The following is a 20,833-nucleotide window of genomic DNA, read 5'->3' as shown; positions in this document are numbered from 1 at the left end:
CACCGACACCGATACTGGGATCGTGCCCACCCGATGCCCCTGCCTGAGCGGCCTGCCCTACGCCGAGTGCTGCGGCCCCCTGCACGACGGCACCCGCACCGCCGCCACCGCCGAGCAGCTCATGCGCTCGCGCTACAGCGCCTTCGCCGTCGGCGACGAGAGTTACCTGCTGCGCTCGTGGCACGCGTCGACGCGACCGGCGTCCGTCGATCTCGACGCCGAGACCACCTGGCGGCGGCTGGACGTCCTCGCCGTGCGCGGCGGCGGGCCCTTCGACCGCGACGGGATCGTGGAGTTCCGCGCCACCTACCGCGACGCCGAGGGGATCGGCACGCTGCACGAGGTGTCACGGTTCGTCCGCGAGGACGCGGGGTGGCAGTACGTGGACGGGGACCTGCTGGGGTGAGGCCTGGCAGGCGGCGCGGAGGGGTCCGTTCGTCGGGTACGCTTGGTTCTCGTCCGTGGACGACGTGGACGCTCCCTCGCGGGTGCGTGCCGGGTCGAGCGCGGCCAGGAGGATTCGCCTAGTGGCCTATGGCGCACGCTTGGAAAGCGTGTTGGGTGAAAGCCCTCGGGGGTTCGAATCCCCCATCCTCCGCAGTGACGAAGCCCCTCCCCGGACAACCGGGCGAGGGGCTTCGTCATGCGGGATCGAGAGCATGGCCCCCGCCCACACACAACCCTTGAGTCACCGCTCCACAGAGAGGCGAAACTGGACCGCAGAACGTTGCGCAGCGAATAGTTCCCGTCGACCGAGAATGTTAACGTGCGCTCGGGTCGGACTGAGCACCTCTGTCACCGCCGCAAGAACGAACAGTCGGTCCGACCTGATGCGCCACCACTCCTTGGCGGTCACATTGAACTGCAATCGATGACTTTGGATCCCCTTTACCTCGAGGTGAATGCGGTCGACACCCCTCGAAAGGTCCAAGTCATATCCCACGCCATCTTTCTGCCGATCGCTCTCGAGCAACCATCCTAGATTCGCAAAATGTCGCAGGGCGACACCGACAGCCCGCTCCTCGACCAGCTTGTCGCGATCTCGCTGCGCACGACTGCGCGATCCCCGCGGAAGACTCCCCACCAATCTGCCATTTGCCTCGGTGAACTGGGGGGTCAACTCGGCTGAGGGATCAGGGAGGGGTCCATCCTCCAACGGAATGTCGAGGTCGCCAGAAAACTCCGCGGCTTCGACGGGGAACTCGAGCTCAAAATCACGCAACCCGCGCGCACCGCCAGGGTCCTGGTCTGCAGAGCGACCAGCAACCCCGCTACCCTCTGCAGATCGGGCACCACCCGCCACGGATATCGACCTGAATGCGTCCCAGCCGATCTCAGTTATCGCATTCTGAACATTACGCCCTCGAACCTCGACGCGTGCAGCGGGAACTGGCGACGGGAACTCTTCGAATCCCGAGAGTTCGGCGACCCACGGACCAGATCTCCCCCCTCGCACGTAGTCCACTCGAGCGCTCGCGACGTATGACATCTTGTTCGTGCTGTTGCTGCTGGTGCTGTAGTAGATGATCAGGGACCCCGGACCCGCTTCGTTGAACGGCACGCGCCCAGAGACGTTCCTGCCGTATGCGTACTCGCACCCCAGCCCGCTCTCCCACGCGGCACCGACCTCGGCGTCGGTCGTGTTAACGATGAAGCAGCGCGGTTGACCTGTTACCGCCGCCCTCATCTTCGAGTACGCGCGCGCGGTCACCGTCGAACCGCCCGTGCTCGAGTGCTCGCTCGTGTCCCAGATTGGGTCGTAGGTCAATCCAAGACTTTCCATGATCGCGGCCGTCTTTGCGTAAGCGCCGAGATGCGTCGGAGCCCGCCCGAGCAATTTCTCGTAAATCCGGCCTAGCAATTCGCTGAGGACGGTCGCACCATTGGACTCAACTCCCGGCGAGAGCCCGAGCGAAGCGGCCACATCGTTTGCCAACCGAATCTTCTTGAAAGTTATCGCATCGGCGTGTATCACCGAGCCATCTGCCGCCATCGATCTCTCCTCGGACCCGACCAGCCCCCGGAACGACGGAGGTCTGTTCGGTGATCGATCGACAGACTGACCACAGTCTCGATGGGACGATCGTCCCGGACCTAACTGCGCGCCACTCTCAACCGCAAGAGGCCATTCACTCTCGAAGTGCGATCGCGCGTTCGATCAAGGCAAACGCCTCATCCGGCGCCAGATGCTCCCAGAGTCGGAGCACTCGCCACCCTAGACACCCGAGGTGCTCAACTGTGTCCGCGTCCCGCGCCCGGTTCGCCTCGATCTTCGCTCGCCACCACGCCGAGTTCGCCCGCGGACTGGTTCCGTGCTCCGGACAGCCGTGCCAGAAGCACCCGTCGACGAACACGGCGACCTTGGCCCGGGTGAAGGCGATGTCGATCGTCCGCCGGGCCAGCCCGGGCACAGGGTACGTCACCCGGTAGCGGTAGCCCGCGGCGTGCAGCGCGCGTCGGAGAGCCATCTCCGCGTCGTTGTCCCGACGCTTGAGGGTCGACATGCGGCGCGACACCGCCTCGCTGGACGAGCCAGGGTGCGGGGGCACGTGGGAGGTCGGAACCACGTCGCCATCCTCCATCGCGTCGGTCCTCGGCGTGGCCCCGAGCGCACGTCTGCCGACACGCCGACCCGCCACGCCGACAAGCTTGTCAAGCTCGAACAGTCGTTCTAAGCTCTCCTCATGCCTGCGACTCCTGCCTTCCGCTACGTGGACCTGTTCGCCGGCATCGGCGGGTTCGCGGCCGCGCTGAAGGCCTTCGGCGGGGAGGGCGTCTACTCGGTCGAGATCGATCCCAAGGCGGCGAAGGTCTACTCGCTCAACTGGGGCCACAGCCCGCTGGGCGACATCACCGAGGACGCCACCGAGACGGTGATGAACGTCCCCGGGCACGACATCCTGGCCGCCGGCTTCCCGTGCCAGCCGTTCTCGAAGTCGGGCGCCCAGCGGGGCATGGACGAGACCCGCGGCACCCTGTACTGGCACATCCTCAACATCGTCGAGGCCCACCACCCCACGGTGCTGCTGCTCGAGAACGTGCGGAACCTCGCCGGCCCGCGTCACCTCCACGAGTGGCAGGTGATCATCGAGACGCTCCGTGACGAGGGCTACCGGGTGAGCGAGACCCCGGCTGTCTTCTCGCCTCACCAGCTGCCGCCGTCGCACGGCGGACGTCCGCAGGTGCGCGAGCGGGTGTTCATCACCGCCACGTACGACCCGACCGGGATCGGCGGCGACGTCCCGGCCGAGCCCGTCGTGACGCCGAGGACCCGCGTCGACGGATTCGACCCGTCGGTCGAGTGGTCGCTCGACGACTACCTCGACCCGGACCACCACGTCTCCGGCTGCGACCTCTCGCCGTCGGAGAAGCTCTGGATCGACGCCTGGGACGACTTCGTCCAGCTCATGTGGGAGGAGCGCGAGGGCCGACGGCTCCCGGGGTTCCCGCTGTGGGCCGACGCGTGGCCGACGACCGCGGCCAAGGCAGTCGCGCTGGCAGAGCAGATCGAGTCGGACGAGACCGCGGCGTGGAAGCGTGACTTCCTGGTCAAGAACGCGGCCTTCTACGACGCGCACCGCAAGGTGATCGACGCGTGGGCCGATCGATGGGACGTCTTCACCGAGGCGTTCCCCCCGTCGCGGCGCAAGCTCGAGTGGCAGGCTCAGGACACCCCGCGGCTCTGGGACACGGTCATGCACTTCCGCCCGTCGGGGATCCGCGCCAAGCGGCCCACGTACCTCCCGGCGCTGGTGGCGATCACCCAGACCTCGATCATCGGGCCCCGAGGCCGCCGCCTGAGCCCACGTGAGGCGGCGCGCCTGCAGGGCCTGCCGGACGGGTTCACCTTCGGCACCCAGCCGAGCAGCGCCACCTACCGGCAGCTCGGCAACGGCGTGAACGTCGGGGCGGTGTGGAACGTCCTGAAGCTGCACGTCGCGCGGGACGAGGAGATCCTCAAGTCGACGCCCGAGGGGCGTCGGATCATCGCTGCGGTTCTCGATGCGCCGCTCTCGCCCGACGGTCGGCTCAAGACGATGCTCGGAGACCGGTAACGTCACAGGACGTGACCCGCGACACACCGTTCCTGCCCGCTGCTTCCAAGGCCGAGGCCGTCGCGCGCCTCTACGCGCTGGCCGGCGCCCATCCCGAGCCGCTCGGGCCCGGGAGCACCGAGCGGAAGTCGGTGCTCGTCGCTCTGGCGAAGAGCCTCGACCTCGACGTCCGGCTGGACGCGAAGAAGCCGGAGCTGGCAGGGCAGATCGCCGCCGCGCTCGGGGCCGAGTGGACCGATGGCTCCTGGTCCACGGGGTCGACCATCACGCTGCGGGGGCTCAACGTGCTGCTCGGCGCGGCCACCGAGGCACTCCAGCGGCGACACGCGCAGACCGAGTTCGAGGCGCAGCTCGCGCAACGGATAGGTATCGCTGGCTTCCATCCCGCGCGCACCAAGCTCGAGGCCGTGAACCGGCTCTCGGCGCTCACGACGTCTGGGCCGCAGGCCCTCGGGCCGGGGAGCAAGGAGCGGAAGTCCGTGCTCTCGGACCTCGCGGTCGGGCTCGGCTTCGACGTCGACCTCCGCCTGCCGAAGCCGGAGCTCGGCGCCGCGATCGCAGGCCGGCTCGGAGAGGTGTGGCGGCCGCAGCACTGGTCGGGCGGGCAGACGATCACGCTCGACGGACTCAACCTGCTGCTGCTCGGTGCCGAGCGTCGGCTGGGGACGCTGGGGCTCGGCGTCGCCGAGACGTTCAGGGGCCCGCGCGCGGAGGCTGAGGCCCTGCTCGCCGTCCTCGCGGACGCACTCGTCCTGGTGTGGGACGGCCGCACCTGCATCGAGGAGATGCGCGCAGCCGAGTTCGCCAACTGGCGGCAGACAGAGTGGTTCGGCTGGTACTTCGAGTATCTCGGCATCCCTGCGCTGGTCAACGCCTTCGGAGGCGGTCCGAGGGACGTGCTCCACACGAGGTTCGACTACTCCTTCCGCTCGACGTGGGACCTGAAGGCGCACAGCGAGCACGCGGCGGACGAGGCCATCCTCAACGACATCAAGGCGGTCGAGGCGTTGCTGACGGCAGGCGACGGTCTCGGGTTCATCGTCCTCTCCGGCACCCCCGACTTCTCTGACCCGTCCTTCGACGCGTGGCACCGGGAGATGCGCGGAGCGCCGCCCGCGCACGAGGGCTCACGCCTGCTGAAGTCCGGGTTCACCCCGACGCGTCTCGACGCCTACCACCTGCCCGACCAGGACGCGCTCCTGGAGGCCCGCGCTCGGGGCGCGATCACGGTCATGGCCCAAGGACGGCAGCAGAACGGTGCCATGCGCAAGCCCAAGCTCAAGCTGCACTTCGCCCGAGCGCGCCGTCTTGACGGGATCCACATCGCTTCCGTGCCGCTCCACGACCGAGACGCGTGACTGCCGACCATCGGGGGCATCCCTGACCGCCGGCACCCCTCCCCCTACGACGCACGGCGTACTCCTCCGCCCCGGGGACCACCCGGGGTACTCCGAGAGGTGGACGCAGGATGATCCCGCAGGGCGATCCGCCGCCGGGGGTCGACCGGGCAGGCTGGTCGTGTCGTCGCCGGAGGGGCGACGCGAGGCGAAGGAGTCCGACATGTCCGCTCCCCTGAAGATCGTGTCCGCGCTGGCCCTGGTCGGCGCGGTCGTCGCCGGCGTCCGCGGCGTCCGCCGGCACCGCGCGACGGCCTGACCGCCGACCGCACCGAGAGATCGAGCCGACCGTGAGCACCAGCACCGTCGCCGCACCTGCCGAGCCGTGGTTCGCCGCGCTGGACCTGGACGCGGGCGAGGACGCCCCGGCGCGCGCCCGCCGCTGGGTGGACGACTGCCTGGCCGTCGCGGGGGTCGCCCCCGCGTACCGTCCCGCGATCCGGCGGGTGGGCACCGAGCTCGCCCGGGAGGCCGTGATGCGCGCCGACGGCGAGCCGGTGCGGGTGGAGATCGACCTGGTCGGGCCGATCGCCCGGATGTCCGCGCGGGGCCCGTCCGCCACCCAGCGCCTCGGCGCCCGCGCGGTGGACGCGTTGCAGACCGCCTACGAGTGGGGCGTCGAGCGGGTGCAGGGCAGCAGCCGCCTCGTGTGGTGCCATCTCGAGCTCGCCTGAACCGACCAGCCACCCACCTACCCACGTCACCGAGAGAGAAGGACCGACATGTCCGGCACCACCGCCCCGGAGTGGCTCGTCGCCGCGGCGCTGTCGATCCTCGTCTTGGTGATGATGACCGTGCAGGGGGTGCGACGTCTGGTGGAGGGCCGACGTCGCAGGCAGGGGATCGCGCGGACGGTGCCGGTGCGATCGCACCGCACCCGCTCGTCGGTCTGACCGGCACCTGCACACGCTCGGAGCGCCGTGGTCCTTGGAGGGGGACCACGGCGCTCCGTCGTGCTGCGGGGAGTACCGCAGCGGCGGTAGTCGACGGACCGCGCGCGGTGGACGACCCCGGGCGCCCCGGCGTGCCACGCTGGGCGTCCGACCGATCCCGCCGAGAGGACCCCGTGCCCGCCGTCACCTCCGCCGTGCGCCGTGGGCTGCGTGCCCTGGGTGCGTTGGACGCCGCCGCGGGCACCGGCCGGCCCACCGTGCGGCAGGCGCTGGTCACCCTGTTCTGGCTGGCCGCGATGGTCACCACGACCTGCGTGCGCACCGGGTCCTTCGTGGTGCCGGACCTCTCGCTGAGCATCGCCGTGCTGGGCACCTGGGCGCCGCTGCTGGCGCGCACCTACCGGCCGCTGCTCGCGCTGGTCGGCACCGTGGTCACCGAGGCGATGATCCTGATCTTCCTGGCGGTGCCCGACCACCTGTCCGACGCCACCGGCGGCATGGGCGCCTACCAGCCTGCCCCGCTGGCCACGATGCTCGCGGTCGCGACGGTGGCCGCACGGGTGCCGCCGCGGGTCGGCTGGGTCGCGGGCGGCTCCGCGGGTGCCGCGCTGTTCACGATCGGCATGACGATCCGGTCCAGCGACACGTACCTGACCGATCTCGTGCTGTTCTACCTGGTGATGACCGCGGCGGCGGTGGGCGTCTGGTGGTCCGCACGCCGCGAACGCGCGAGCCGCGCCGCTCGCGAGATCGAGGAGCACGCCCGCCGTGCGGTGCTGGACGAACGGCTGCGGATCGCCCGGGAGCTGCACGACGTGCTCGCGCACAACCTCACGCTGGTCAACGCGCAGGCCGGTGTCGCCCGGTTCCTGCTGCGCACCGACGCCGACGCCGCCGAGACCGCCCTGCGCGGCATCACCGGGCACACCGCGCGGGCGATCGACGAGCTGCGGTCCACGATCGGCCTGCTGCGCAGCACGGGACCGGCCGACGACACCGAGGACGCCGTGGACGACGCGGGCCTGCGCCCGGTGCCCGGGCTCGACGCGCTGGACACGCTGCTGGACGGGTTCGCCGCCGCGGGTACGACGGTCGAGGTGACCACCGCCGGCATCCCCCGCCCGCTGGCGCAGCAGGTGGACCTGGCGGCGTACCGGATCGTGCAGGAGTCGGTCACCAACGCCGCGAAGCACGCACCCGGCACCGTGGTCGCGCTCGCGCTCGCCTGGTCCGCCGAGGGCGTACGGCTGCGGATCGCCAACCCGGCGCCGGCCACCGCCGACCCGCTCGCGGTCCCCCGGATGCCCGGCACCGGCAACGGCCTGATCGGCATGCGCGAGCGCGCCGCCGCCGCCGGCGGGTCGATGCGTGCCGGGCCGCTGCCGGACGGCGGCTTCGAGGTCGTCGCCACCCTGCCCGCCGATCCCTCGGCCCCCGACCCGACCCCCGACCCCACCCCCACCGGAGGCCCCCGATGACCGTCCGTGTGCTGCTGGCCGACGACCAGGCCCTGCTCCGCGCCACCTTCCGCCTGCTGCTCGACGCCACCGCCGACATCGAGGTGGTCGGCGAGGCGGCGACCGGCGCCGAGGCGGTGTCGCTGGCCCGGAGCACCCGCGCGGACCTGGTGCTGATGGACATCCGGATGCCCGACATGGACGGCATCGAGGCCACCCGCCGGATCACCGCCGACGACGACCTGGCCGGCGTCCGCGTGCTGGTGCTCACCACCTTCGAGACCGACGACCTGGTGCTCGGCGCCCTGCGCGCGGGCGCGAGCGGGTTCCTCGGCAAGGGCGTCGAGCCGGAGGCGCTGATCGACGCGATCCGCACCGTGGCCGCCGGTGACCGGCTGCTGTCGCCCTCCGCCACCCGCGCGGTGGTGGAGCGCCTGCTCGACGTGCCCGAGCCGGAGCCCCGGCCGGTGGTGCCCGGGATCGCCGACCTCACCGATCGCGAGCGGGAGATCATGGTGCTGGTCGCCGCCGGGCTGTCGAACACCGAGATCGGCGAGCGGCTGTTCATCAGCCCGGCCACCGCGAAGACCCACGTCAACCGGGCGATGATGAAGACCGGCGCCCGCGACCGCGCGCAGCTGGTGTACCTGGCGTACGAGGCGGGGCTCGCCGGCGGGTCCTGATCCAGGGCCCGCACTACGCTCGGCAGCGATGACCGCCCCGATCCCGCCCGGCGCGCCCGCGCGGGCGCTGCTCGAGCGGCACCGTGCCCTCGCCGGGACCGCGCGCCGGGTGCTGGACCACCTGGACGCCGCCACGGTCCGCGTGGCCGAGGTCGTCGAGCACGACCGTGAGGCGCGGGTGGCGGCCGAGCTCGCGGTGGTCGGCGTCGAGCAGCTCGGCGCGATGACCGACCGGAACCTGCGCTGGCAGGCCCTGCTCGACGCGGGCTACGCCACCGCCGCGGACCTGCGCGGCGTGCCGGCGGAGGTGCTGGACGCCGTGCCGGGGGTCGGCGCGCACACCGCGCGCGGCGTGGCGGCGGCGGTGGAGCAGCTGGCCGAGGCGGTGCGCGCCGGGGTCCCGGTACGCCTCGAGATCGACCGCTCCGGCCGGCCGGACACCTCGACGACCGTCGAGGTGCTGCGTCTGCTCGACCGGCTGCTGCGGCTGCGCCCCGTGGTGGAGCCGCACCGCGAGGCGCTGACGGACTACGTCTCCGCGGTGGCCGCGCACGCCGCCGTCGCCGCCCCGGCCACGCACCGGCTCCGGTTCGCGCTCGCCCGGCGCGCGACGAAGGACCGGGCGCTGCGGGCGCTGGCGGCGCTCGAGACCTGGGAGGCGGTGCTGCACGACGGCCTCGAGGGCACGATCGACCGGCTCGCGGTGGCCTGCGCCGAGCCGGACGCCCCGGCCGACGCGGTGTGGGAGATCTTCGAGCGGCGGTCCGTCGAGCTCTACACGGTGCTCGGCACGATCGTGCCGCTGGCGCAGGAGGTGCTCGCCGCGCGGGGGATGCTCACCACCGAGCTCGCCGAGCGGATCGCGGCGCACCCGCTGGACCAGTCGCTGCTGCGGGTGCCGCTGCGCGGGTACCAGGAGTTCGGCGCACGCTTCGCGCTCAACCAGGGGCGCGCGCTGCTCGGCGACGAGATGGGCCTGGGCAAGACGTTGCAGGCGCTCGCCGCCATCGGGCACCTGCTCGCCACCGGCGGCACGCACGCGCTGGTGGTCTGCCCGGCGAGCGTGCTGGTCGGCTGGCTGCGCGAGATCGACGCGCGGACGACGATCACCGGGCACCGGCTGCACGGACCGGGACGGGAGCAGGCGGTGGCGCGCTGGCTGTCCCAGGGCGGGATCGGGGTGACGACCTTCGAGGCGCTGCCGCACCTGCCGGTCGACGGCCCGCCGGTCGCGATGCTGGTGGTGGACGAGGCCCACTACGTCAAGAACCCGCGGGCCGAACGGTCGATGGTGGTCGCGGCGTGGGCGGCGCGGGTGTGGCGGGTGCTGCTGATGACCGGCACGCCGATGGACAACCGGGTGGCGGACGTCGTCGCGCTCGTGCGGATGCTCGACGCCGGCCTCGCGGACGCGCTGCCCCGGCACCTCGGGCTGGTCGGCGCCGACACGTTCCGCCGCGAGATCGCCCCGGTGTACCTGCGCCGCAACCAGGTCGACGTGCTCGTCGAGCTGCCCGACCTGGTGGTGGTTGACGACTGGGAGGACCTGTCCCCCGCCGGCGAGGTCGTCTACCGGCAGGCCGTCGCGGGCGGCAACCTGATGGCGATGCGCCGGGCCGCCTACCTGACGGCCGACCCCGCCGACTCCACCAAGCTGTCACGCCTGGTCGAGATCGTCACCGAGGCCGGCGCGACCGGGCACCGCACGGTCGTGTTCTCGTTCTTCCGGCCCGTGCTCGACCGCGTCGTGACGGCGCTCGCCGACCCGGTGCGGGTCGGGCGGGTGCACGGCCCGCTGACCGGCGACGTGCCCGCCGACCAGCGGCAGGCGATCATCGACGCCTTCTCCGCCGGGCCGGAGGACGGCGTGCTCGTCGCCCAGATCGGCGTCGGCGGCGTCGGCCTCAACCTGCAGGCCGCGTCGGTCGTCGTGCTGTGCGAGCCGCAGCTCACCCCGTCGGCGGAGGCGCAGGCCGTCGCGCGTCTGCACCGGATGGGCCAGGTCCGCACCGTCGTCGCGCACCGCCTGCTCGCGGAGGACAGCGTGGACGAGCGGATCGTCGACCTGCTCGCCGGGAAGCGGCGCGTGTTCGACGCCTACGTGCGGGAGTCCTCCGTGGCGGCGGCCTCGGTGGCGGCGGTGGACGTCACCGAGGCGTCGCTGGCCCGCGAGGTCGTCGCGATGGAGCAGGCGCGGCTCGGCTACGGCCCGGTCTGGGACGAGCTCGCCGAGGGCTGATCGGGGTCGTCGTCCGGGTCGCCCGCGCGATCCAGCAGGCGCTTCAGGCACCAGGACGCGCCCCCGTACGCCAGCGCGGCGAGCACCTGGCCGAGCGGGTGGGCGAAGAACACGCCCAGCAGCCCCGCCAGCACGAGCATCATCGCCAGGTCGGTCGCGAGCTCACGCAGCCGCGGGCTCCACGGCGCGGAGCGAAGAAGGTCTCGAGGACGGTGATCGCGGCGTAGAACAGCGGGGCGATCCAGAGGGTGTGCAGTGCGGAGAGCCAGCCGACGCCCTCACGCAGGTCCCCGACCACCGGGATGAACGCGGTCACGGCGACCCCGGCGATCACCGGCAGCGCCGCCACCGAGCAGGCCCAGAGCGTCACCACGATCCAGGCCAGCACGCCGAAGGCGCGGGAGCGGACATCCATCCTGGTCACGACCTCCTCCGCACCGACCCCGATCGATGCCACTCATGCATAGCACATCCGGCCGCGGAGACGGGCACCGACAGGACCTCCCTCGCGGCGCCGACCCCGCCTAGCGTCGGAGGCAGCAACCACACCCCATCGGAGGTCACCATGCACATCCGCACGCTCGGCCAGGGGCTCGAGGTCTCGGCGATCGGCCTCGGCGCCATGGGCATGTCCCAGAGCTACGGCCCCAACCCCGGCGACCGCGACGACATGATCGCGGTGCTGCGCGGCGCGGTGGACCGCGGGGTCACGTTCGTCGACACCGCGGAGGTCTACGGCCCCTACGTGAACGAGGAGCTGGTCGGCGAGGCGCTGGCGCCGGTCCGCGAGCGCGTGGTGATCGCGACCAAGTTCGGCTGGGACATCCAGGACGGTCGCAGCGTCGGCCTGGACAGCCGCCCAGAGCAGATCCGCCGGGTCGCGGAGGCGTCGCTGCGCCGGCTGCGCACGGACGTGATCGACCTGTTCTACCAGCACCGGGTGGACCCGGACGTGCCGATCGAGGACGTCGCGGGCACGGTGGGCGACCTGGTGCGCGAGGGCAAGGTGCGTCATCTCGGGCTGTCCGAGGCGGGCGCGGAGACGATCCGCCGGGCCCACGCCGTGCACCCGGTGACCGCGGTGCAGTCGGAGTACTCGTTGTGGACGCGAGACCCGGAGGCGGAGGTGCTGCCGACGCTCGGCGCGCTCGGCATCGGGTTCGTGCCGTTCAGCCCGCTCGGCAAGGGGTTCCTCACCGGCACGGTGGATGCCGGCACGCAGTTCTCCGCCGGGGACATCCGCGCGACGATCCCCCGGTTCACCGCCGAGAACCGGGCCGCGAACGAGGCGCTGGTCGCCCACGTGCGCACGCTGGCCGAGGCGAAGGGCGCCACCCCGGGTCAGGTGGCGCTGGCCTGGCTGCTCGCGCAGCAGCCGTGGATCGTGCCGATCCCGGGAACCCGCCGGCTGAGCCGGGTCGAGGAGAACGCGGGGGCGGCGGCGCTCGCGCTGTCCGCCGACGAGGTCGCCGCGCTGGACGCCCTGGCCCGCACGGTCGGGGTGCAGGGCGACCGGTACAACGCGGCGGGCATGGCCATGGTCGGCCGCTAGGCGCTACGCCTGCCGCGCCGCCTCGGCGGGTTCCGGCTCCGGCGCGGAGCGGAAGATGACCTTGAAGATCGGGAAGAACACCCAGAACGAGATCGCCGAGTTGATGATCATCGTCACGACGTCGGCCAGCGTCTCCCCGGTCCCGCCGAGCCCCCAGGTGTCGATGAACAGGTCGTAGACCGGCGCCTTGTACAGCCCCTGCAACGCCGCCGCGATCACGGTGATCACCACGTAGGCGAGGGCGTACCAGGCCGCCGCGCGCCCCACGGACGAGTTCGACCGGAACGTGATGCTGCGCTGGGCGAAGAAGTTGATCACCTGGGCGATCAGCAACGTGATCTGCACCGCGAGGAAGTACGCCAGACCGCCACCGCCCCCGGGCAGCGCACCGGCGGCGTAGTCGAACACGAAATACTGCGACCCGTCCGGGTTCGACCCGATCGGCCACACCTGGAACGCCGTGTCCACCAGCGAGGTCATCCCGAACAGCCACTTGATCGCCGGCATCAGCGCGAGCTGGAGCACCGTGATCCCGTTCGACAGCACGAAGAACACCAGGAACTGAGCGACACCCGGACGCTTCTCGGCGAACGAGCGCCACCAGGCGCGCAGGCGGGTCGGCATGGCGGGATCTCCTCAGCGGGCGTCGCGCAGGGCGCGGGCGGTGGCACGGTCGGCACGGCGGTTGCGCACGAACGCGCGCAGGGTGGCGCCGAGGCCGGTGAGCAGGTGGCCGTTCACGATCCGGAGCAGGCCGTCGACGGTCGCGGCGTCCACCAGGCCGCCGGTCATCTTGCCGATCGCGCGGAACGGCATGTTGAGCAGGAACAGGGTGTTGAGATCCGGCGCGCCCCGGTGCTCCGCGCGGTCGCGGCGATGCACCAGCACCCGGCCGGCCAGGCGGGCCAGGGGGCTGCGGGCGGTGGTCAGCCGGTCCAGGGCGTCGTTCGGGCCGAGCGGTCCGGACCAGGTGGCGTCCGGCACCGCGCGACCGAGCAGGGCGGCGAAGTCCTCGTCCGGGACGCGCTGCACGTCGGCGCGCCGGTAGCGGTCGGGGACGGTGTCGGGGATCGAGTCGATCGTGCCCTCGACCTCGACGGAGGCGGACAGCGGCAGGTCGTCCACGTGCCGGCCGACCAGCACCTCGGCGGTGCCGCGCTCCACCTGCCAGGTGCCGGTGCCGGCGTCCCAGTGCCGCAGGGCGACCGGGTCGATCGGGACGGTGACGCTGCGGCTCTCGCCGGGGGCGAGGTCGACGCGGGCGAAGCCGGCGAGCACGCGGTCGGGGCGGTGCACGCCGCCGTGCCGCCGCAGGTAGACCTGCACGACCTCGGTGCCGGGGCGCTCCCCGGTGTTGGTCACGGCGACGGTGGCCTGCTCGGCGGTGGCCCGCAGGCCGGACAACGCGAAGGTCGTGTACGACAGGCCGAAGCCGAAGGGGAAGGCCACCGGCACGTCGGCGGTGGTGAAGTAGCGGTAGCCGACGAAGGAGCCCTCGCGGTACTCGGCGGCGGGTCCGTGCGCGGGGAAGCGCTCGGCGGTCGGGGTGTCGGACAGCCGCAGCGGGATCGTCTCGGCCAGCCGACCGGCGGCGTCCACGGCACCGGTGAGCACGTCGAGCAGCCCGCCCGCACCGGCCTGCCCGGCGAGGTAGCCGTGCACCAGGGCCTGCGCGGAGCCGATCCACGGCATCTCGACCACGCCGCCGGCGCTGAGCACGACCACGGTGCGGGGGTTCGCGGCGGCCACCGCGGTCAGCACCTCGACCTGCGCGGCGTCCAGCCGCAGGTGGCCGCGGTCCATCCCCTCGGACTCGGCGACCTCCCCCAGCCCGAGGAAGAGCAGCACCACGTCCGCGGTGCGGGCGGCGGCGACCGCCTCGTCCCGCAGGGCCGGGTCCGGCGCGCCGTCGCGGTGGAAGCCACGGGCCACGGCGGTGACGTCCAGCCCGGAGGAGCCGATCACGTCGAGCACGGAGTCCAGGCGGGTGGGGTTCACCACCGAGGAGCCGGAGCCCTGGTAGCGCGGGGTCCGCACGAAGTCGCCGACCAGCGCCACCCGGGTCCCGGCGGCGAGCGGGAGGATCGCGTCCTCGTTCTTCAGCAGCACGGCGGAGCGGGCGGCGGCCCGCCGGGCGAGCGCGTGGTGCGCGTCGGCGTCCACGGCGGGGGCGGTGCCGGGCTCGCGGGCCTGGTCGACCAGCCGCAGCACCTCGGACGCCCGGGCGTCGACGTCCGCCTCGTCCAGCGCGCCGGTGCGGACGGCCTCGACGATCTGCCGCGCGGAGGCGAGCCCGGCGGCGGGCATCTCGAGGGTGCCGCCGACGCGCACCGCGGCGACCACGTCGTCCGAGCCGCCCCAGTCGGAGACCACCGCGCCGTCGAAGCCCCACTCGTCCCGCAGCACCTGCGTGAGCAGGAACGGGTCCTGGTGGGCGTAGACGCCGTTCACCTTGTTGTAGGCGGACATGATCGTGCGGGGGTGCGCCTCGCGCACCACGATCTCGAACGCCGTCAGGTAGATCTCGCGCAGGGTGCGCTCGTCGACCACGGAGTCGGAGACCATGCGGCGCAGCTCCTGGCTGTTCACCGCGAAGTGCTTGGGGCAGGCGGCCACCCCGGCGGACTGGATGCCGCGCACCGACGCCGCCGCCATCCGCCCCGCGAGCAGCGGGTCCTCGGCGTAGTACTCGAAGGAGCGCCCGCCCAGCGGGGAGCGCTTGATGTTGAGGCCCGGGCCGAGCAGCACGTCCACGTCCTGCGCGGCCGCCTCGGCACCCAGCGCCCGGCCGATCTCCTCCGCGAGCGCCGGGTCCCAGGAGGACGCGACAGCGGCCGCGGTCGGGAAGCAGGTCGCCGGCTCCGACGCGTTGAGCCCGAGATGGTCGGCGGACCCGACCTGCTTGCGCACGCCGTGCGGCCCGTCGGCCAGCCACAGCGCACGGACGCCGAGCCGCGGCACGTCCCGGGTCTGCCAGGTGGTCATCCCGGTCAGCAGGGCGGCCTTCTCCAGCAGGGTCAGGCGCGCGATCAGGGGGTGCGTCGTCATCGGGGTCCTCGCAGGTGGTGCGGACGGTCGATCGGGCGGGGTGACGCCGGCCGGCCCCACGGAGGGCACGGCCGGCCGGCGCCACGACCGGTCAGCGGGTGCTCGGCCCCGCGTCGTCGCCCGCGCCCGCGTCGGCGTCCGGCTCGCCCGGGCCACCGGCCACGGCGGGCACGGCACCGGCCCGGCGCTGGCGGACCAGCTTCCGCGTGACCAGCACGACCCCGGCGACCAGCAGCAGGCCGATCACCACGTCGGCGACGTACAGCGCCCACTTCCACAGCGGGGTCACCGCGACGATCTGGCTGTCGGACGCCAGGCCGTTCATCGCGTTGGAGGCCGTCACCGCGTAGGCGATGTGGTGCGCGGCGGTCCGCATGTCGGCCACGACGCTCGCGGTCATCTGGTCGTCGGACAGCTTCCACAGGTCCGCGTCGGTGTTCAGCCACAGGTCGGTGCCGGCGGCCAGGCCCGCACGCATGTCCTCGTAGGCGAACACCGAGAAGGACGCCTGGTCGGTCACGACGACGCCGTGGAAGCCCCACTCGTCACGCAGGGTGGCGGTCATCAGACCGGCGTGCGCGCCGCTCCAGGTCGCCCCGAGGCGGTTCATCGACGCCATCATGCCGCGGGCGTCGGCGTCCCGGACCATCATCTCGAACGGGGTCAGGTAGAGCTGGCGGATCGCCTGCTCGTCCGCGAAGGTCGCCAGGCCGATCCGGTTGGTCTCCTGGTCGTTCAGCGCGAAGTGCTTGGCGAACACCAGCACGCCCTTCGACTGCGCACCGTCCACCACGGCGGCACCCATCGCGCCGGACAGCAGCCCGTCCTCGGAGTAGTACTCGAAGTTGCGGCCCGAGTACGGGGAGCGGTGGATGTTCGCGGCCGGGCCGTACCAGCCGGTCACGCCGAGGTCGAGGGAGTCCTCGCCGATCGCCGCGCCGAACTCCTCGGCCAGGTCGTCGTTCCAGGTGGAGGCCAGCACGATCGCCGGCGGGTAGCCCATGCCGCTCTGACCGCCGACCAGGGTGTCGGAGATGCCGGCGGGGCCGTCCTTGTCGACGGTGCCGGGCAGCTGGATCGAGTCGACCCGCTTGGTGGCGTAGCCGCCGATCCGCACCAGCTCGTCCAGCTCGGTGACGCTCATCTGGTCGAGCAGGGCGTCCCAGGACGCGGAGTCGTAGTCCTCGCCGATCAGCATGGCGGCGGACAGCTCGCCGTAGGCGTCGTCCACGGTGCCGGTGGTCGGCAGCTCGGCGTCCGGGTCCTCGACGTCCGGGATCTCCAGCGCGGCGACCAGGGCGTCCGGCGCGGTCCACTCGCCGTCGGCGTAGGTGGTCGGCCAGGTCCCGGTCCAGTCGGCGCGGCTCAGGTAGGTGAAGCCCTCGTCGTAGGTGCGCAGGTCGACGTCGGTGAACTGGTTGCCGATCGGCTCGTCGGTCGCCTGGGACACCGCGTAGGTGGTGGCGTCCAGCGCGTCGACCGTGGTGCTCCAGGCGAAGGAGGCGTCGCCGTCGGCGGTCATGCCCTCGGCGGCGGTGGATCCCTTGGCGGCCAGGATGTTGTTCAGCGCGACGTGCGCGTCGGTGCCGGCGGCCAGGTAGTAGTCACCCGCGTCCAGCACGTAGGTGCCGGCGCCGTCGGCGTCGTAGGCCTTCATCAGCTCGCGCGGGACCTCGACGGTGACCGTCTCGGAGGCGCCCGGCTCCAGCGACCCGGTCTTGGCGTAGCCGGCCAGCTCGACCGACGGCTTCTCGATGCCGTTCTGCTGGTCGTACTCGGTGTACGGCTGCTGGAGGTAGACCTGCACGACGTCCTTGCCCGCGACGTCGCCGGAGTTGGTCACGGTGACGGCGACCTCGAAGGCGTCGTCCCCCTCGGTGACCGTGTAGTCGGTCCAGTCGAAGGTCGTGTACGACTCGCCGAAGCCGAACGGGAACTGCACGGCGGTGGCGTAGTCGAAGTCGCCCGCGTCGCCGGCGCCGAGCACGGCGTCCTCGTAGCGGGTCTCGTAGTAGCGGTACCCGACGTAGATGCCCTCGGCGTAGACCATGTACTGGTCACCGCGGTCGACCTCGGAGTTCGTGATCGAGTACGAGCCCAGGTTCTCGATGCTCGGGGCGCTCAGCGAGTCGTAGGCGTAGGTGTCGACCAGCGCACCGGAGGGGTTCACCTCGCCGTCGAGCACCTGGCCCACGGCGGCCGCGCCGGTCTCGCCCAGGGCGCCGACCCACAGCGTGGCGTTGATCGGGTACTCGTCGAGGAAGCCGAGCTCCACCGGGTTCTGGGTGTTGAGCACCAGCACGACGGTGTCGAACTCACCGGTGACCGCGGTGAGCAGGTCGCGCTCCTCGTCGGTGAGCTGGAGGTAGGTGTGGCCGTCGGCGTCCGGCGTGGTCGCCAGGTCGCCGCTCTCGCCGCCGGAGCGGCCGAGCACGACCACCGCGGCGTCGGCGTAGTCCGCGTAGGACGCGGTGACCTCGGCGGTGTAGGCGCTCTGCGGCACCTCGTTCACCGCGAACTCGCCCTCGCCGTACACGTCCGGCGTGGTCTTGCGGTAGTCCTTGCCGGCGCCGTCGGTGTAGAAGTCCCACAGGGTCGGGTTGACCTCGAAGCCCGCGTCGGCGAGCGAGGCCTCCAGGGTGATCGCGCTGCTCGCGTCCACCGAGCCGGCACCGCCGCCGCCGTAGACCGGGTCCACCGCGTCCTGGCCGAACACGCTGATCCGCGCGCCGGAGGCCAGCGGCAGGGCGCCGTCGTTGTCGAGCAGGGTGATGCCCTCGGCGGAGATCCGGGTGCCGACGTCGGCCAGGTACGCCTGGCGCTCCTCGTCGGAGGTGAAGTCGCTGGTGAAGTACTCCGCGGACTCCTCGGAGCCGTCGGCGGTGACGACCTTCTGGGTCGGCTGGTCCAGGTACACCGAGACCAGGTCGGAGTACTTGGTGGCGTAGGCGTTGCCGACGACCAGGCCGCCGGCGAGCGCCGCGCACAGCACGTAGGCGCCGACCGCGACGGGTGTCGACAGCCTCCTGGACTTCTTCGTGGACATCGATGGCCTCTTCTCGTGGGGGTGTCGGCCCGGCGGTCCGGGGCGGCGGTCGGCGCTCCTGCGCGCGGATCTGCTGCCCGGTCCTGCCCGGCGGGTGGTGCGCGGCGATCGAAGCACGGGGCCTCGCGCCGGCCGACGCCGGGGGAACAACTCGCACCGGCAGCGGCACAACCTGTCGTCATGGCGCGCTCAGGTCCGGGCGGCGGCGACGTAGTCGGTGAGCTCGGCGAGGAAGGCCGAGCGGCGAGGGCGGCTGATCGGCACCTCGCCCCGGGTGAGCATCTGGCAGGTGCTGCGCTGCACGCCGACCACGTGCCGCAGGTTCACCAGGTACCCGTGGTGGCAGCGGAAGAAGCCCCGGCCGTGCAGCGCGTCCTCCAGCGCCTTGAGCGGCCCGGCGACCACGTGCCGCCCGTCCAGCGTGTGCACCTTCACCTGCCGGCGTGCGGCCTCCAGGTAGACGATCTCGGCGGTGTCGATCCGCAGCGCCCCGCCGTCGGCGGCCAGCCGCACGCTGGCGTCGGCGCGCCGGGCGCCCCGCTCGCGCGCCCGGTCGACCTCGCGGGCCAGCGCCTCGTAGGCCACCGGTTTGACCAGGTAGCCGAGCGCGCCGACGTCGTAGCCCCGGATCGCGTGCCGGGGGTTGGCGGAGACCAGCACGATCGCGACGTCGTGGTCCCGCTCGCGGATCCGCCGGGCGGCGGACAGCCCGTCGAGCCCGGGCATCTGCACGTCCATCAGCAGCAGGTCGGCGCGCGAGTCGTAGCCGTGCACGACGTCGGCGCCGTCGGCGTGCTGGGTGATGGCGAGCGGTGAGCCGCGGTCGGCCTCGTAGCGGCGCAGCAGGGCGACGAGCGCGGTGGCGCTCGCGGGGTCGTCGTCGACGACGGAGATGCGGAGCACAGCGGGACCTCCGGTGCGGGGAGGCCAAAATCTAGTCGGCTGTGTTTTCGATGTCATCCGAGCAGGTCGGCCGGTGCGTGCCCGGGGTTGCATGGCTCCCGGCGCGTACCGGAGGACCGCGAACATCCGACATGCTCGACATTGGACCCGGCACCACGCCCTACCCTGGATCCGTGCCCCCGGAGCCCTCGACCGCCGCCCCCGCGGCGACCGCGCGACCGCGCCGCGGCCCCTACGGCAAGACCCGTGGCCGCGTCGAGGCGATCGGCCGCGCCGCCTACGACCTCGTCGTCGAGATCGGGCACCGCAACGTCACCGTCGCCGAGGTCGCCCGCCGCAGCGGCCTGACCGAGGCGCAGGTGCTCTACCACGTGCCCTCCCGCGACCACCTGCTCGTCGCCGCGCTGGAGGCCGCCGACGAGCGCTCCCGCCAGGAGTACGGGCCGCGCCCGGCCCCCGCCGGGACCGTGCACCCCGACCCCGCCGACTCGCTGGCCGCCGCCGTGCGCGACGGCCTGTCCGACCCGAACGTGCTCCGGCTGTTCGCGAGCATGGGCGCCGAGGCCGCCGACCCCGCGCACCCGGCGCACGCCTGGGTCCGGCAGCACCAGCAGGGCGCCGCCCGCGGCTATGCCGAGATGCTGGTCCGCCTCCAGGAGCGCGGCTGGGCGCACCCCGACGTCGAGCCCGAGCGCTTCGGCCGGCAGCTGGTCGCGCTGTGGGAGGGGCTCCAGACGCAGTGGCTCGTCGACCCGTCCTTCGACCTCGGCACCGAGGTCGGTGCCGCCCTGCGCACACTCGCCCGGCGGGACGCGATGCTCGCGCGTGAGGCGGTGGAGGCGCTGGCGGAGCGGCTGTGACCCGGGCGGATCACCGACGCGACGCAGCGCGCGGCGATAGGGTCACCAGCGATCCCCCACCCCACCCTGCACCCCGGAGCCACCCCGTGACCGCACCCGCCAGCCGCCCTGCCGCACGGGGCGGGCGCGGAGAGGTGCGCCGGCGGCAGATCCTGGAGGCGGCGGTCCGGGTGATCGGCACCGGCGGGCTGGCGGCGGTCACGCACCGCGCGGTCGCCGAGGAGGCCGGCGTGCCGCTCGGCTCCACCACGTACTACTTCCGCGACCGCGAGGACCTGCTGCACCAGACGATGCAGCACGCGGTGGAGGTCGAGGCGCAGCGCATGGCGGAGGCGATCGACGCGGTGGACGCCGAGCCCGCCGTCGAGCGCTCGGTGACCCTGCTGACCGCGATCTTCCTGGACAAGTCGGTGGCGGACCCGCTGTACGACCTGGCCCTGTTCGAGATGTTCCTGGAGGCGACCCGGAACCCCTCGGTGCGGGCGCAGACCCGCGCGTGGTCGGCGCTGATCGCGCAGATCGTGGACCGGCTGCTGCCCCCGACCGTGCCGGACGTGCCCCGCGGCGTCGTGGTGCAGGTGGTCGCGGCGCTGATCGACGGCCTGATGCTCGAGGCCGCCTCCAACCGTGAGCTGTCCGTGCCCGACCTGGCGGCCCACCTGCGCACGGTCATCGAGCGTTTCGCCGCCTGAGACCCCGC

The 20,833-nt window shown here is 72.6% G+C and carries 19 protein-coding genes and 1 tRNA gene; 12 read left to right on the top strand and 8 right to left on the bottom strand.

Features of this window, described 5'->3' with window-relative positions; translation table 11 throughout:
* Nucleotides 1–19: 19 nt before the first annotated feature.
* Nucleotides 20–406: a YchJ family protein gene (locus ACZ5HG_RS02305; protein WP_464182077.1), complete on the top strand. Its 387-nt coding sequence runs from the start codon at nucleotides 20–22 to the stop codon at nucleotides 404–406.
* A 107-nt stretch (nucleotides 407–513) separates the two neighbouring features.
* A tRNA-Ser gene (locus ACZ5HG_RS02300) sits at nucleotides 514–598 on the top strand.
* Between the two features lie 90 nt (nucleotides 599–688).
* Here ACZ5HG_RS02300 and ACZ5HG_RS02295 read toward each other — a convergent pair.
* Together ACZ5HG_RS02295 and ACZ5HG_RS02290 are read right to left on the bottom strand one after the other, a co-directional pair.
* Complete coding sequence (locus ACZ5HG_RS02295; protein WP_464180186.1) at nucleotides 689–1,993, bottom strand: protein NO VEIN domain-containing protein; 1,305 nt, start codon at nucleotides 1,991–1,993, stop codon at nucleotides 689–691.
* 136 nt (nucleotides 1,994–2,129) lie between these two features.
* Nucleotides 2,130–2,582 carry a very short patch repair endonuclease gene (locus ACZ5HG_RS02290; protein ID WP_464180185.1) on the bottom strand — a complete coding sequence of 151 codons (453 nt, stop codon included), beginning with the start codon at nucleotides 2,580–2,582 and terminating at the stop codon, nucleotides 2,130–2,132.
* 102 nt (nucleotides 2,583–2,684) lie between these two features.
* On the opposite strand from ACZ5HG_RS02290, the gene ACZ5HG_RS02285 reads away from it, so the two are divergent.
* The 7 genes from ACZ5HG_RS02285 to ACZ5HG_RS02255 all read left to right on the top strand — a co-directional run bounded on the left by ACZ5HG_RS02285 (nucleotide 2,685) and on the right by ACZ5HG_RS02255 (nucleotide 10,724).
* Nucleotides 2,685–4,055, top strand: coding sequence for a DNA cytosine methyltransferase (locus ACZ5HG_RS02285; RefSeq protein WP_464180184.1), 1,371 nt, complete (start codon nucleotides 2,685–2,687; stop codon nucleotides 4,053–4,055).
* Between the two features lie 11 nt (nucleotides 4,056–4,066).
* Nucleotides 4,067–5,413 (top strand): hypothetical protein, encoded by a 1,347-nt coding sequence (locus ACZ5HG_RS02280; protein ID WP_464180183.1) that lies wholly within the window; start codon nucleotides 4,067–4,069, stop codon nucleotides 5,411–5,413.
* A gap of 329 nt (nucleotides 5,414–5,742) precedes the next feature.
* Nucleotides 5,743–6,126, top strand: a complete 384-nt coding sequence (locus ACZ5HG_RS02275) for a hypothetical protein (RefSeq protein ID WP_464180182.1) — start codon at nucleotides 5,743–5,745, stop codon at nucleotides 6,124–6,126.
* A gap of 48 nt (nucleotides 6,127–6,174) precedes the next feature.
* On the top strand, nucleotides 6,175–6,345 hold the full coding sequence (locus ACZ5HG_RS02270; RefSeq protein ID WP_464180181.1) for a hypothetical protein: 171 nt from the start codon (nucleotides 6,175–6,177) through the stop codon (nucleotides 6,343–6,345).
* 173 nt (nucleotides 6,346–6,518) lie between these two features.
* On the top strand, nucleotides 6,519–7,823 hold the full coding sequence (locus tag ACZ5HG_RS02265) for a sensor histidine kinase (protein ID WP_464180180.1): 1,305 nt from the start codon (nucleotides 6,519–6,521) through the stop codon (nucleotides 7,821–7,823).
* Entirely contained in the window at nucleotides 7,820–8,485 is a 666-nt protein-coding gene (locus ACZ5HG_RS02260) for a response regulator transcription factor (RefSeq protein WP_464180179.1), read from the top strand. Before ACZ5HG_RS02265 ends, ACZ5HG_RS02260 begins: the two co-directional genes overlap by 4 nt.
* 28 nt (nucleotides 8,486–8,513) lie before the next feature.
* Nucleotides 8,514–10,724, top strand: a complete 2,211-nt coding sequence (locus ACZ5HG_RS02255) for a DEAD/DEAH box helicase (protein WP_464180178.1) — start codon at nucleotides 8,514–8,516, stop codon at nucleotides 10,722–10,724.
* On the opposite strand, the gene ACZ5HG_RS02250 is transcribed toward ACZ5HG_RS02255, so the two are convergent.
* Entirely contained in the window at nucleotides 10,688–10,867 is a 180-nt protein-coding gene (locus ACZ5HG_RS02250) for a hypothetical protein (protein ID WP_464180177.1), read from the bottom strand. The two genes, ACZ5HG_RS02255 and ACZ5HG_RS02250, sit on opposite strands and share 37 nt — an antisense overlap.
* Nucleotides 10,864–11,148, bottom strand: coding sequence for a hypothetical protein (locus tag ACZ5HG_RS02245; protein ID WP_464180176.1), 285 nt, complete (start codon nucleotides 11,146–11,148; stop codon nucleotides 10,864–10,866). Before ACZ5HG_RS02245 ends, ACZ5HG_RS02250 begins: the two co-directional genes overlap by 4 nt.
* Before the next feature lie 141 nt (nucleotides 11,149–11,289).
* On the opposite strand from ACZ5HG_RS02245, the gene ACZ5HG_RS02240 reads away from it, so the two are divergent.
* Complete coding sequence (locus ACZ5HG_RS02240) at nucleotides 11,290–12,276, top strand: aldo/keto reductase (protein ID WP_464180174.1); 987 nt, start codon at nucleotides 11,290–11,292, stop codon at nucleotides 12,274–12,276.
* Nucleotides 12,277–12,279: 3 nt separating this feature from the next.
* Here ACZ5HG_RS02240 and ACZ5HG_RS02235 read toward each other — a convergent pair whose 3' ends face one another.
* From ACZ5HG_RS02235 to ACZ5HG_RS02220, 4 genes are all read right to left on the bottom strand, one after another.
* Entirely contained in the window at nucleotides 12,280–12,900 is a 621-nt protein-coding gene (locus ACZ5HG_RS02235) for a hypothetical protein (protein ID WP_464180173.1), read from the bottom strand.
* A gap of 12 nt (nucleotides 12,901–12,912) precedes the next feature.
* Entirely contained in the window at nucleotides 12,913–15,324 is a 2,412-nt protein-coding gene (locus ACZ5HG_RS02230; protein ID WP_464180172.1) for a glycoside hydrolase family 3 C-terminal domain-containing protein, read from the bottom strand.
* A 91-nt stretch (nucleotides 15,325–15,415) separates the two neighbouring features.
* Nucleotides 15,416–18,370, bottom strand: coding sequence for a glycoside hydrolase family 3 protein (locus ACZ5HG_RS02225; protein WP_464180171.1), 2,955 nt, complete (start codon nucleotides 18,368–18,370; stop codon nucleotides 15,416–15,418).
* Nucleotides 18,371–18,559: 189 nt separating this feature from the next.
* Entirely contained in the window at nucleotides 18,560–19,273 is a 714-nt protein-coding gene (locus tag ACZ5HG_RS02220; RefSeq protein WP_464180170.1) for a LytR/AlgR family response regulator transcription factor, read from the bottom strand.
* A 173-nt stretch (nucleotides 19,274–19,446) separates the two neighbouring features.
* Between ACZ5HG_RS02220 and ACZ5HG_RS02215 the strand changes: the two genes are divergently transcribed.
* Together ACZ5HG_RS02215 and ACZ5HG_RS02210 are read left to right on the top strand one after the other, a co-directional pair.
* Nucleotides 19,447–20,133, top strand: a complete 687-nt coding sequence (locus ACZ5HG_RS02215; RefSeq protein WP_464180169.1) for a TetR/AcrR family transcriptional regulator — start codon at nucleotides 19,447–19,449, stop codon at nucleotides 20,131–20,133.
* 86 nt (nucleotides 20,134–20,219) lie between these two features.
* Nucleotides 20,220–20,825, top strand: a complete 606-nt coding sequence (locus ACZ5HG_RS02210) for a TetR/AcrR family transcriptional regulator (protein WP_464180168.1) — start codon at nucleotides 20,220–20,222, stop codon at nucleotides 20,823–20,825.
* Nucleotides 20,826–20,833: the final 8 nt, after the last annotated feature.

The organism is Cellulomonas sp. GTC20042 (genome assembly GCF_055389595.1).
Note: the sequence above shows the minus strand (reverse complement) of the source record. Positions and strands in the feature narration are given on the sequence as shown.

Excerpts from the sequence above, each read along its gene's own strand:
- ACZ5HG_RS02295 (WP_464180186.1), bottom strand. The coding sequence starts at position 1,993 with ATGGCGGCAGATGGCTCGGTGATACACGCCGATGCGATAACTTTCAAG.
- ACZ5HG_RS02290 (WP_464180185.1), bottom strand. The coding sequence starts at position 2,582 with ATGGAGGATGGCGACGTGGTTCCGACCTCCCACGTGCCCCCGCACCCT.
- ACZ5HG_RS02285 (WP_464180184.1), top strand. The coding sequence starts at position 2,685 with ATGCCTGCGACTCCTGCCTTCCGCTACGTGGACCTGTTCGCCGGCATC.
- ACZ5HG_RS02270 (WP_464180181.1), top strand. The coding sequence starts at position 6,175 with ATGTCCGGCACCACCGCCCCGGAGTGGCTCGTCGCCGCGGCGCTGTCG.
- ACZ5HG_RS02260 (WP_464180179.1), top strand. The coding sequence starts at position 7,820 with ATGACCGTCCGTGTGCTGCTGGCCGACGACCAGGCCCTGCTCCGCGCC.
- ACZ5HG_RS02255 (WP_464180178.1), top strand. The coding sequence starts at position 8,514 with ATGACCGCCCCGATCCCGCCCGGCGCGCCCGCGCGGGCGCTGCTCGAG.
- ACZ5HG_RS02250 (WP_464180177.1), bottom strand. The coding sequence starts at position 10,867 with ATGATGCTCGTGCTGGCGGGGCTGCTGGGCGTGTTCTTCGCCCACCCG.
- ACZ5HG_RS02240 (WP_464180174.1), top strand. The coding sequence starts at position 11,290 with ATGCACATCCGCACGCTCGGCCAGGGGCTCGAGGTCTCGGCGATCGGC.
- ACZ5HG_RS02235 (WP_464180173.1), bottom strand. The coding sequence starts at position 12,900 with ATGCCGACCCGCCTGCGCGCCTGGTGGCGCTCGTTCGCCGAGAAGCGT.
- ACZ5HG_RS02230 (WP_464180172.1), bottom strand. The coding sequence starts at position 15,324 with ATGACGACGCACCCCCTGATCGCGCGCCTGACCCTGCTGGAGAAGGCC.
- ACZ5HG_RS02225 (WP_464180171.1), bottom strand. The coding sequence starts at position 18,370 with ATGTCCACGAAGAAGTCCAGGAGGCTGTCGACACCCGTCGCGGTCGGC.